Raw genomic sequence first — 11696 nt, forward strand, 5'->3', positions numbered from 1 at the left:
TCGCAGCCAGCGAATGCGAGTACGCCAGAGCGAAACGCTGGAGGTAGTCGCATGAGCGGAACCGACGATATCCCCACAGTCGACTACGTCTCTGGAACCGGTGTCCCGATTCGCGGCAACGACATCGACACCGACCAGATAATTCCGGCGCGGTTCATGAAGGTCGTCACCTTCGACGGTCTGGGACAGTTCGCGTTCTTCGACCAGCGGTTCGACGACGACGACACGCAGAAGGACCACCCGATGAACGAGGAGCAGTTCAAAGACGCCTCGGTGATGGTCGTCAACAGCAACTTCGGTTGTGGCTCCTCGCGCGAACACGCCCCGCAGGCGCTGATGCGCTGGGGTATCGACGCACTCGTCGGCGAGTCGTTCGCCGAAATCTTCGCGGGCAACTGCCTTGCACTCGGCATCCCGACCGTGACCGCAGACAGCGAGACGGTCACTGCACTACAGGAGTGGGTCGACGAGAACCCGGATGGAACAATCGACGTCGACGTCGAAGCCGAGACGGTCACCTACGGCGATACGACCGTCGATGTCACCGTCGACGACGCGCAACGACGCGCCCTCGTCGACGGCGTCTGGGACACCACCGCGCTGATGAAGTCGAACGCACAGGCCGTCCGCGAGAAAGCACAGTCGCTCCCCTACGTGACCCTCGATGAGTGAGGAAACTGAAGAGATCGTCGTCATCCCCGGCGACGGTATCGGACAGGAAGTCGTCCCGGCCGCACAGAAAGTGCTCGACGCTGTCGGCAACTTCGAGTACGTCGAGGCCGACGCGGGCGACGCGGTGAAAGCGGAGACGGGCGAGGCGCTCCCGCAGGAGACCTACGACCTCGTCGCCGAGGCGGACGCGACGCTGTTCGGCGCGGCGGGCGAGACGGCGGCCGACGTCATCTTGCCACTCCGCACCGCGGTCGACTCGTTCGTCAACGTTCGGCCAGCGAAGGCCTACCCCGGCGTCGACGCACTCCGCCCGGAGACGGACCTCGTCTTCCTCCGGGAGAACACCGAAGGCGTCTACTCGGGGCACGAGGACCGCCTCTCGGACGACCTCTCGACGCTGACGCGCGTCGTCACCACCTCGGCCTCCGAGCGACTCGCCGAGTTCGCCTGTGACTACGTGGACAATACGTCGTTCCAAATCGCTCACAAGGCAAACGTCATGCGCGAGACGGACGGTCGGTTCCGCGACGCTGTCGTCTCGGTTGCCGAGGAGAACGGCGTCGAGACCGAAGAGGTGCTGATGGACGCGTTCGCGACGAAGGTCTGTCTGGACCCGACGCAGTTCGACGTCGTCGTCTGTCCGAACCTCGCGGGCGACGTCCTCTCGGACCTCGCGGCCGGACTCGTCGGCGGTCTCGGACTGCTTCCGTCGGCCAACCTCGGTCCCGAGCGAGGCCTGTTCGAACCGGTCCACGGGACCGCACCGGACATCGCTGGCGAAGGAATCGCCAACCCGTCGGCGACGATTCTGTCGGCGGCGATGCTGCTCGACTATCTCGGCTACGAAGACGAGGCAGCGGACGTTCGCACAGCAGTCGAGAGCGTCCTCGAAGACGGGCCGCGCACGGCGGACCTCGGCGGCGACGCCTCCACCGAGGACGTGACCGAAGCGGTCGTCTCCCGATTGGAGTAACCGCCGACCCACTACACCCGGTGCTCGTCGGGTGTGTCTCTCGTCGACACACCTGACAGCGATATTTATTTTCACCCCTGCCGTACAGTCGGTGATGACCGTCAGTCGGCGAACGATGCTCGCAGGCGCGGCGACCGCTGGGTTCGGCGCACTCACTGGCTGTCTCGGCGCCGTCGTCGGTCACGACCGGTCCACCGGAGACGGCACCGACGAAGACACGGAGGTCGCACTCCGGTCGGCAGTCGACGCCGTCGTCGGCGAACACGAGTCGGTACCGGCACCGACGAACGAACTCACCGTCCGGACCGACGCTTTGGCGGGTGTAACCGACCACTTCGACCGCTACTCGTTGCAGGCGGCGACCATCGAGACCTACGCCCGACGCCAAGGGTACGAGTTCGCGGGCGACGCGCGCGTGTGGGTCGCTCTCTCGACGTATCCGACTGCGACCCGACCGGCCGAGCGCATCGCCGTCGGCCGGAGCGACGTCCGCTCCGACGTGACAGAACGCGACCAGCGAGTGACGGTTCCCCTCGCGGTCGACCGTGTTCCGGTTCGGCCACTCTTCTTCGAGGCGTATCTGGTTCGGGCGGACCGCGACTTCCAGACGATGCAGGCCGGCGACGGTGAGAAGTTGTGCGAGAGCGACCCGTTCGTCGCCGTCAACGGCCGACTCGCGCGTGTCGACCACGAGACGGCCCGCGACACGTTGTCGAAACCGGGCTATCGCCGTACCGCCGCCGAAGGAGTGTACCGTCTCCACTTCGAGGGACAGACGAGCGGACGGGCGTGGACGGTGTCGTTCGTCGCCTACAAGTCGGCGTACGTCCGCGAGAAGTACGCCGAGCGAAAGCGTCGGAGCCAGTACGTCACCGACGCGCTGGCCGACGGGACGGCCGACGCGTTCGGCGCGATTCTCAACGCCGAGGCGGAAGCCAACGGCTTCCACACGCGGCGTGCGAAGGTCGACTTCCTCATCGACTTCGTCCAGAACCTTCCGTACGTCCCCGACGACGTGAGTACGGGCTACGACGACTACACGAAGCACGTCGTCGAGACGCTGGTCGACGGCGGCGGCGACTGCGAGGATACGGCCGTGATGCTGGCGTCACTGCTCCAGTCGTCGTCGTTCGAGTACGACACCGTGCTCCTCCTCTTTCCGGGGCACATGGCCGTCGGCGTCTACGGCGAGGGACTCCCCGGTGCGTACTACGAATACAGGGGCCGACGGTACTACTACGTCGAGACGACGGGTCGTGGCTGGGACCTCGGTGTCGTCCCCGACGGGTACCGGACTGCCTCCGCAACAGTCTCGCAAGTCTGACTGTTGCGGTGAGTGGACCAGACGACTTACGTAGTCTGGCTTCGAGAGTACGTGACACACATGGTTCGCGAGGACGTTACGTCGTGCGGTAGTCTCCGACACCTTCACGACGACGCCGTGGCGGAGGTGCACCGATGAGCGACGGAAGTGGAAACGAACGCATCGTGACCGTCTCGACAGAAGCAGGTATCCACGCTCGCCCTGCCGACGTGTTCATCGAGACTGCAAAACGGTTCGAGGCGGACGTCAGAATCTCGCGCACCGACTCTGACGACGTCGTCGACGCCGACAGTATGATCGCAATCAACAGTTTGGGTGTTCGCGACGGCGAGCAGGTTCGACTCACTGCCGAGGGTCCAGACGCGGCCGCCGCACTCGACGCACTCGAAGCCGTCTTGACGACGCCGGAGACCGAACTCGGCGAGGCCTGAACGGAGCGGTGAGGGTCGAGCGGAGAAACCTGCGTCTCCGACACGCGTGCCACACGGCACCGAGAGGCGTGGGGTTAAGGCTCTCGCACACCAACAGATGAGTATGCCGCAAGTCCACTTAGACGACGAGACGCTCGCTCGCCTCGACAACCTCCGAGAAGAAGACGAAGAGTACGACGAGTTGATCACCGAACTCATCAACATCTACGAGGCCAACGAGATGACGCTCTTTCACTCGGGCGACGAAATCTAACAGCTACTCTTGGTACGCGATTCGGACCTGATTCCACTTTCCTTTCGCTTCGAGATGCTGTTGGAGCGCGTCTGCGTACTCCTGGGTGAGTTGCTCGGCCGCCTCCAACTCCTCGTCGCTCCCACCAGCGCCACCGCCTGACCCGAGTCCGAACGCACGCTTCAGCGACCCGAACACGCCGCCGCCAGAGCTGTCGGAACCGTCGTTCGACCCACCCGCCGCGCCGCCCATCGCACCCATCTGCGAGCGGATGTTCTTCAGTTCGGGCATGATCTGTGGGAGCTTCTCCGTGTCGGCGACGATTCGCGCCCGTTCTTCGTCGTCTGCGTGCTCGATTTCGAACTCCGTCGCCGTCATGATGAGACCCCACTCCTGTCCGGAGAACCGCGAGGCCTGTACCCGGTCGTTGAACTCGCGGTCGACCGTCATCCGGTCGCCGACGATGCTGTCGGTCCAATTTGCCATGCCCGGTCTTTGGACGAGCGGGTCTATCAGGGTTGTGTTGAGTTTCCGACCCCCTGATAGCGACAGAATCGCGCATAAAGAGTTTTGCCCGGGTCTTCCGTACGCCGGGGTATGACCGAGTACACCGTCGAGTTCGTCGGTACGGGTGAGACGATTCAGGTGTCGGACAAACAGACCATCCTGAAGGCCTGTATCGAGGAAGGCATCGCACAGGAGTACTCCTGTCGCGTCGGGATGTGTCTGGCGTGTTCCGCCGAAATTATCGAGGGTGAAGTCACCCAACCCGCCGCCCGTGGGTTCACCGACGAGGAACGTGAAGCCTACGCGCTCACCTGCATGGCTCGCCCGCAGTCGGACCTGAAACTCGACCGCGGGAAGTACCCGCCGAGCATCGAGAACGACGTCGAAGCCACCACCGACGCCGCCGCGGCCGACGACGACTGAGTCCACGCGAGACCGTAAGAGCGCCGTTCCGTCGGCTCTCGACGCTGTGCTACTGCCGGTTCTCTGCCATCCACTCGACACCGAAGTCGACGAGTGACCGCTGGTCGACCAGTTTCGCAGTCGCAGCCCCGACTTCACCGTCGACTAGTTCTTCTTCCGTCTCGAACGCCTCGCCGATTTCGGCGAAGTCGTCCGCGTCGATTACGAGGTCGTCGTACTCCAGCCAGCGTCGCTCACCGTCGACGAGGGCCGGGGCACCCTTCGTCCGGTACTCCTTCGAGTAGTCGGCGCGGTACTCGGCGAGATGGAGCGAGGTGTTCGTCTCGTGGCCGGTGCCGAGCAGGAGGACCCGCGCGTCGAGGTCGTACAGCCGCCCGAGTGGGGAGTCCTCACCGAGAGAGCCTTCGATGGGATGGTCTTCGACCACGTCGACAGCCATCGGTCCCTGCGCCGCGAAGGAGTACGTCGGATGATTCGAGCGCCGCGTCTCGGGATAGTCGCGGAAGCACTCGGGAACCGCGCCCATCATCCACGTCGGCGTGATTTCGGGGCGGTACGGGGTCATCGTCTCCCGCAGGGTCTCGACCCACTCGCTGGGGACCGGTGGGTTCTCCCACTCGCCCGGGTCCGAACACTGCGAGGTGTGTGTCGGCGTGACGAGCGCCCCGCTCTCGCCGACGGCTTCGAGCAACGCGTCGACGACGGCGGGAGCGCCGCCGCTGACCCATCCCAACGAGGAGAGCGAGGAGTGGACGAGGAGGGTCTCGCCGCGCTCGACGCCGAGGGTCTGGAGGTCAGAGACGAGAGTGTCCGTCGTCACCGGTTCGTCGACCATCTTCATGAGTCGACGGTGTCCCTCGCGTTCGTCGCCACCGTCCGAGTCGTCGGTCATACCCAGGCTTCAGCGGGTGGTGATTTCAGTGTCTCGGCGGTGTGTGAGTAGTTCACACGATACTGACGAGGAGGCGGGCAGTCACCTACGGCGCTCGACTCACTCCACTGTCCCCGAGACGGCGCAGTTGTTCGGCCCGAGTTCGAGCGTGAACGCCTCTTCGTCGTCCGCGTCGTGTCGACCGAGATTCGTCTCGACAATCGTCTCGTAGTTGGCCGGTTGCGGCGGCATGTTCGCCACCGAATACTCCACGAAGTCGTCTTCGCCCATCGAGAGCGCGTCGAGTCGTGTCCGGAGGTCCGCGAGTGTCGCGATGTAGCCACCGCTGTCGTCGGGCGTCGCCGACTCGCCGAAGTGCCCCGGTGCAATCCGCGTCTCCGGGGGTAGGTCGAGCAGTCTGTCGTGAATCGTCGCGAAGAGTGTCTGTGCCATCTCTCTCGCGCCCGCGTCGCCGACTTCGAGGTCCGGCCGTGCGACACTGTCGAGGAAGACCGTGTCTCCCGAGAAGAGGAGGTCGCCGAGTCGGAACGACGTCATCTCCGTCGTGTGTCCCGGCGTCGCCAACGCGGTCAGTTCGACGCTGCCAACGGCGACCGTCTCGCCATCGGCGACAGTCCGAGCGTCGAACGCGAGGCCGCGGTCCACTGCGCCTTCGGGCAGCACTCGCTCACAGTCGGTCTCGGAGGCAACGTCGCGGACGCCGGAGACGTGGTCGGCGTGGACGTGTGTGTCGACGGCGGCGACGAGTTCGGCCCCTCGCTGGTTCGCGTCTGCGACGTACCGGTCGGTGAACGCGCGAAGCGGGTCGATGACGATGGCTTCGTCGCCGGCGACGACGAGGTAGGCGAGACAGCCGCTGGAGGGGCGCTGGTACTGGAGAATCGTCGCATCTTCGTGGGGGAGTTCGACAGAGTCGTAGACGCGGGCCCAGCCTTCCATGCCGCCTTCGAGATTCATCGCTTCGACGCCCGCGTCGAGGAGCGTCTCGGCGACGAAGGCGCTTGCCTTCCCTTCGCCGCAGACGACGAGAACCGGTTCGTCGAGGTCCGCGACGAGGTCGGCGGTGGTCCCCTTGACCTTCGCAGCCATGAATTTCGCGTGCGGAATCTGTGTGGCGTCGACGTTCTCGCCGTCGATGTGCCACGCCTCGAACTCGTCTCGGTTCCGCACGTCGAGGAGGGTGAGTGCGTCACCGGCGCGGAGACGTTCGCGGAGAGCGCTCGGCGAGAGCGACGGCACCGAGTCGTCGGCATTCGGTGTCTCTGAAGAGTCGGTCATAGATGTGCTACGTCGCCGCCGAGTAAAAATCCGAACCGAGCGTGACGCCGCGCGAACGTTGAAACCCGTCGGCCACCTGACTCTCTCCATGGACGCCGATAGCTTCCTCGACGCCGTAGAACAGTCGAAGGCGACACCGCTCTCCCGACTCGCCTCGAACAACCTCCTCGTCGCGCTGACCGACGCCGACCTGGAGGTGCCGGTGGTCCTTCGCGTCGCCGCTAACAGCGAGAACGCCGCTCGCAACACGTTCCACGAGTGGGCCGAGAGCGAGACGAACGACGAAGTCCGCGAAGCGTTCGAACACGTTGCGGCGCAAGAAGACGAACACTACGAGCGGGTGGTCAGCGAGATGGACGACACCGACTTCGACCCGGTCGACGGCGGCGCGATGCACAGCTATCTCCGCGGACGCGACGACACGGTGGAGCGACTCGCCGCCGGACTCGTCGGCCGCGGACTCGTCAGCGTCCGCTCGCACACCCAGATTGTCAGCTTCTTCGTCAACGAGGCCGACGAGACGCGTGCGAACCTCTTTCGAGACCTCAAACGCGAGACCCAAGAGGAGATAGACCTCGGACTGGAACTGCTCGACGACGTTTGTGCAGACGACGAGGACTGGCAACGTGCCCAGATGGTCGCAGAGTACGTGATTCAACTCGCCTACGACGACTACGCGGACTCGCTCAGAGGGATGGGATTGGACCCGAAGCCGGTCTGTTAGTCTGCGACACGAACCACTTTCTCCGTTCCCGCCCTACGAACTACATGACCCAAACTGGACGCGTCGAGACGGTCTTCATCGCACTGGAAGACTCCGCACCGATGGAGGAACTGGACGCCGTCGAGGCCGTCGAGGGCGGTCTCTCGGGCGACCGTTATCTGACCGGGCGAGGCTACTACTCACCGTTCGACGTCTGCGAAGTGACGTTCATCGAAGCCGAAGCTATCGACGACATCCGCGACGAGTTCGACATCGATCTGTCCGATGGACGGCACCGCCGCAACGTCGTCACGCGCGGTGTCGACCTCTACGACCTCTTGAAGACGACGTTCCGCGTCGGCGACGTGGAGTTCCGCGGCACTCGACCACGGCCCCCCTGCGCTCACGTCGAGGAAGTCGCCGACGAAGAGCACGTCACGCGGGCGTTGGCACAGCGACGCGGTGGAATCTGTGCGGACGTCGTGACAGAAGGGACGATTCGCGTCGGCGACGATATCGAAGTCGTCGAAGCGTCGCCGCGAGACGTGGGTCGGTCAATCGTCGACAGACTGCGCGGGGAGTGAGCGAAAGGCATCACCGCTCGCGGAAACCTACGGGAAGATACTGTCAGGGACGTACGCCGTCACGATCCAGTTCGGCGCGTCGACGACTTCGCTGACCTTCAGGTCGACCGCCGCCGAGCAGAGGATGTAGGCCTCGCCGCGAGTTAGCCCGCGTTCCGCTTCGAGGTGGTCGATCATGTGCCGGACCGCCTTCTTCGTCGCCTCCATCAGGTCGGGTGCGATGCCGGTCGTCGCGTACATCGGTTCGTCTTGCCCCGTCGGCGTGAACGGTCCCGTGGTCTTCAGTTGCGGTTGCTCGATATCCATGTCCTTGCGGACGTCGAAGCGGGCGGTGACGAACATCGGGGCTTCGATGCCGGTGACGCAGACTTCGCCGTCGCCCTGCGCGGCGTGGCAGTCGGCCGTCGAGAACAGCGCCCCCTCGACCTCGACGGGGAGATAGACCGTCGACCCCTTCGTCATGTGTTTGACGTCCATGTTGCCGCCGGTGTCTCGTGGCGGCAGCGTGTCGTGTTCGCCGTCCTCGCCGGGGGCGACGCCGATGATTCCCGGGAACATGTCGAGTGGAACCTCGATACCGTTCACGAAGTGCCCGACGTCGTCGTCGAGGTCCCAAATGTGCAGTCCCGCCTCCTCGAAGTCCTCCGGGAGAAGCCCGAGTCCCATGTCTCCGGGCATGTAGCCGGTGAAGCCCCAGCCCTTGTGCTCGAAGTCGAGCAGTTCGACTTCGAGAACGTCGCCCGGTTCCGCGCCCTCGACGGCGACGGGGCCGGTCAGCGGGTGGACCGGGTCGAACGTCGCGTTCGCGAGGTCTTCGACGCCGGAGTCGGGACCGACCTGTCCGTCCAGCGCATCGCGACACTCGAACCGGACGACGTCGCCGGGTTCGACCGTCACGAGTGGGTCGAGGCTGTTGTCCCAGACGTTGTGGACGTTCTCGTCGTCGTCGCTCAGGTCGTAGTCGACGGTGTACGATTGTGACATGCGCTAGCAACGCACGACGTGACGGAGCAAAAAGACACAGGTGGCGGAAGTCTGCACCTCGGTGGCTTCGATGGATAGCCGCGTCACTACGGAAATGGACGAGTTCTGAAAAAGTATTGCTGGTTCGACGTCGGCTTACGCCTCGTCGAACAGCGCAGCACTCCGTGCTGCTGGCCCGACGAGTCGTTTCACTCCTCGTCGAACAACACAGAGCAAAGCTCAGCAGGTTTGACCTCGGCTTACGCCTCGTCAAACAACGTCTCGCCGTCGATCATCTTCTCTTCGACGACGTCCATGTCGAGGGTGACGCCGAGACCGGGATTCTCCGGAATCTCGATGTAGCCGTCCTCGATGACGTCCTCTTCGACCAGGTCCTCCCACCAGCCGAGTTGGTAGGAGTGGTACTCGACGGCCAGCGAGTTCGGGATAGCCGTGGCAACGTGGGCGCTCGCCATCGTCGCGACGGGCGAGGAGACGTTGTGCATGGCGACCGGCACGTAGTAGGTGTCGGCCATGTCCGCAATCTTTCGCGTCTCGCGCATCCCACCGACTTTCGGCATGTCGGGTGCGATGATGTCGACGGCCTGCTCTTCGAGGAGACGACGGTGACCGTGCTTCCGGTAAACGTTCTCGCCTGCCGTGATGGGCGTCGTCGGGCACGACTCCGTGACCTCACGCTGGACGTCGTGGTTCTCCGGCGGGACGGGGTCTTCGAGCCACCAGACGTCGTAGTCGGCGATGGCGGCGGCGAGACGCTTCGCGCTGCCTGCCGAGAACGTCCAGTGACAGTCGAAGGCGACGTCGGCCTTGTCCTTCACGCGCTCGGTGACGGCTTCGACGATTTCGGCCTTGTGTCGAATCTCCGAGTTACGAAGGTGGCGGTTCGCGCGGTCCTTCTCGTGACCCGAGGGAACGTCGAGGTCGAACTTCAGGGCGTCGTAGCCGAGTTCCTCGACGACACGCTCTGCCTCGTCGGCACAGGCCTGCGGGTCGGCCTCGTCGGCGGTGTGGCAGTCACAGTAGACGCGTACCTGGTCGCGGTACTTGCCACCGAGCAGTTGGTAGGCGGGAACGTCGAGAATCTTCCCTGCCAGGTCGTGCAGGGCGATTTCGATACCGGAGATGGCGGTGACGGTGACACCCTGAACGGAGCCCTCACCGGACATCTTCTGGACGAGATGCTCGAACATCCGGTCGATGTCCAGCGGGTTCTCGCCGATGAGGAACGGCTTCATCCGCTCGATGAGTTCCGGCACGCCGGCACCCCAGTAGGCTTCACCGGTGCCGACGACGCCCGCGTCTGTGTAGATTCGAACGAGCGTCCACGGGAAGTTCCCGTCGATCATCGTCGTCTGGATATCCGTAATCTCGACGTCGCGGCCCCCACCGCGCTTGGCCGAGACGCCCATCGTCTCCGAGGAGAGCTCTCGCATCGTGTACTCCGCGTTCGGGTCGTGGAGTTCTGCGTAGTTGCGGCTCATACGTGGTGGTTTACTCGATAGCAAGTAAAACTTTGGAGAACGGAGAGTCGTGCGGTTCGGGCGGTTATCACCAGAGAAGACGCGTGTTGTAGGCTGTAAGAAACGATTCCCCGAACGGTGATAGTATTGACGGAAGTCGCACGACGCTTAGTCGGCATCGTCGCCATCGAGGAGACACACACGGATACGGACCGAGAGTGCGGCGAGTCTCATCCCGACGAGTCCTGTCTGTCCGTACTCGACCACCGATGCGAGTAACGGACTCCTTCGACGACGCGCACGCCGAACTGGAGGGTTGCGGTAGTCGTCATCGAACGACTCACGACGCTCACGAACTCAGTTCCGGCGGCGGCCCGTCACGCCCGAGTTGCCGTTTTCGGCTCACGTACGTGTGGGCGAGACCGGATATCGTGAGCAAGACGCCCGGTATGAGTGCCGCGACGAGCACGGGCAGAGAAGCGAACGGTGCGACGCCGCTGGTGGCCGCTCCGGCGAACACCATCGAGAAGAACCCCAAGAGCAGGTAGTACGTGCTCCACGGGATGTCGTTGCCGCGAACGACTTCGAGATAGAGCTGTAAGTCCGCGATGTCGGCGGTCGGTTCGATAGTCCCCGAGCGTTTGTCGTACTCGACGAGGCCGTCGTCGTCCATCTGGGGTAGATGGACCTGCTGGAGTGAGTTGTAGACACGCCGACGTTCCTGAGAGTTGACGGCCGCTGGTTCTTTGTCGTTCTCCCACGCCGCAACCTGTGTCGAGAGAGTTCGTAGCTCCAACGCACCCTGTTCCTGTTCGAGTGCGTGAACGACGAAGCGCCGACGCTGATTACTCAGTGTCTGGAACACCTCTCCCGTCTCGACACCACCCGTCTCTGTCTGAGCGACCGTCTCCCCTTCAGCCATGTACCAGTAGTCATGTCACTCACTCATATTATACTTTCGGCGATACAGACATTCTGTTCATCAATACTATCTGAGCAGCCCGCTCATATCGTATCTGCGACGTCCGTAGGCGGTCCTTACCACCGATCTTGCCGTTCCTGAGTGTTCTCTGCCGTACCTTACCGATTCTCAGTCTCAACCTACGATAATGTCTGTCTGCTTATGATAATGGGGGTGTGGCACTGTCTAGTTAACCTCCTGAGCTGGCGTTCGACCACCGAGCGATTGATGCGGTCGCTGAAAATTATAGTAATGAACGAACACTGCAAGCC

At 63.6% G+C, this 11696-nt stretch carries 15 protein-coding genes; 8 read left to right on the forward strand and 7 right to left on the reverse strand.

The window, feature by feature from the left end:
• Window positions 1–51 precede the first annotated feature (51 nt).
• From leuD to BM083_RS23605, 5 genes are all read left to right on the forward strand, one after another.
• The gene (gene leuD / locus BM083_RS21380) at window positions 52–672 is read left to right on the forward strand and encodes a 3-isopropylmalate dehydratase small subunit (RefSeq protein ID WP_089872466.1); all 621 of its coding nucleotides are present in this window, start codon (window positions 52–54) and stop codon (window positions 670–672) included.
• A complete protein-coding gene (gene leuB, locus BM083_RS21385; protein ID WP_089872468.1) occupies window positions 665–1645 on the forward strand; it encodes a 3-isopropylmalate dehydrogenase in 981 nt (326 codons plus the stop codon). The genes leuD and leuB overlap by 8 nt, the downstream gene beginning before the upstream one ends.
• A gap of 94 nt (window positions 1646–1739) precedes the next feature.
• Complete coding sequence (locus tag BM083_RS21390; RefSeq protein ID WP_089872470.1) at window positions 1740–2969, forward strand: hypothetical protein; 1230 nt, start codon at window positions 1740–1742, stop codon at window positions 2967–2969.
• Window positions 2970–3103: 134 nt separating this feature from the next.
• Complete coding sequence (locus BM083_RS21395; protein ID WP_089872471.1) at window positions 3104–3400, forward strand: HPr family phosphocarrier protein; 297 nt, start codon at window positions 3104–3106, stop codon at window positions 3398–3400.
• Between the two features lie 103 nt (window positions 3401–3503).
• Window positions 3504–3653, forward strand: coding sequence for a DUF7557 family protein (locus BM083_RS23605; protein WP_009365675.1), 150 nt, complete (start codon window positions 3504–3506; stop codon window positions 3651–3653).
• 3 nt (window positions 3654–3656) lie between these two features.
• Here the strand turns inward: BM083_RS23605 and BM083_RS21400 are convergent, their stop codons facing one another.
• The gene (locus BM083_RS21400) at window positions 3657–4118 is read right to left on the reverse strand and encodes a DUF5799 family protein (protein ID WP_089872473.1); all 462 of its coding nucleotides are present in this window, start codon (window positions 4116–4118) and stop codon (window positions 3657–3659) included.
• 111 nt (window positions 4119–4229) lie between these two features.
• On the opposite strand from BM083_RS21400, the gene BM083_RS21405 reads away from it, so the two are divergent.
• A complete protein-coding gene (locus BM083_RS21405) occupies window positions 4230–4562 on the forward strand; it encodes a 2Fe-2S iron-sulfur cluster-binding protein (RefSeq protein WP_009365677.1) in 333 nt (110 codons plus the stop codon).
• 49 nt (window positions 4563–4611) lie between these two features.
• On the opposite strand, the gene BM083_RS21410 is transcribed toward BM083_RS21405, so the two are convergent.
• Window positions 4612–5454: an AAC(3) family N-acetyltransferase gene (locus BM083_RS21410; protein ID WP_245756966.1), complete on the reverse strand. Its 843-nt coding sequence runs from the start codon at window positions 5452–5454 to the stop codon at window positions 4612–4614.
• A gap of 99 nt (window positions 5455–5553) precedes the next feature.
• Window positions 5554–6732, reverse strand: coding sequence for an MBL fold metallo-hydrolase (locus BM083_RS21415; RefSeq protein ID WP_089872475.1), 1179 nt, complete (start codon window positions 6730–6732; stop codon window positions 5554–5556).
• A gap of 88 nt (window positions 6733–6820) precedes the next feature.
• On the opposite strand from BM083_RS21415, the gene BM083_RS21420 reads away from it, so the two are divergent.
• Complete coding sequence (locus tag BM083_RS21420) at window positions 6821–7456, forward strand: ferritin family protein (protein ID WP_089872502.1); 636 nt, start codon at window positions 6821–6823, stop codon at window positions 7454–7456.
• Between the two features lie 44 nt (window positions 7457–7500).
• Window positions 7501–8019 carry an MOSC domain-containing protein gene (locus BM083_RS21425; RefSeq protein WP_089872477.1) on the forward strand — a complete coding sequence of 173 codons (519 nt, stop codon included), beginning with the start codon at window positions 7501–7503 and terminating at the stop codon, window positions 8017–8019.
• Between the two features lie 27 nt (window positions 8020–8046).
• Here BM083_RS21425 and BM083_RS21430 read toward each other — a convergent pair whose 3' ends face one another.
• From BM083_RS21430 to BM083_RS21445, 4 genes are all read right to left on the reverse strand, one after another.
• Complete coding sequence (locus BM083_RS21430) at window positions 8047–9003, reverse strand: acetamidase/formamidase family protein (RefSeq protein ID WP_089872479.1); 957 nt, start codon at window positions 9001–9003, stop codon at window positions 8047–8049.
• 239 nt (window positions 9004–9242) lie between these two features.
• Window positions 9243–10484: a mandelate racemase/muconate lactonizing enzyme family protein gene (locus BM083_RS21435; RefSeq protein ID WP_089872481.1), complete on the reverse strand. Its 1242-nt coding sequence runs from the start codon at window positions 10482–10484 to the stop codon at window positions 9243–9245.
• A gap of 328 nt (window positions 10485–10812) precedes the next feature.
• Entirely contained in the window at window positions 10813–11385 is a 573-nt protein-coding gene (locus tag BM083_RS21440; protein ID WP_089872482.1) for a DUF7344 domain-containing protein, read from the reverse strand.
• A 225-nt stretch (window positions 11386–11610) separates the two neighbouring features.
• Window positions 11611–11696: integrase core domain-containing protein (locus tag BM083_RS21445; RefSeq protein ID WP_143085791.1), on the reverse strand; the 86-nt coding region annotated here is incomplete at its 5' end.

The sequence above is a fragment of the Halogranum rubrum genome (genome assembly GCF_900114455.1).
Lineage (GTDB): Archaea > Halobacteriota > Halobacteria > Halobacteriales > Haloferacaceae > Halogranum > Halogranum rubrum.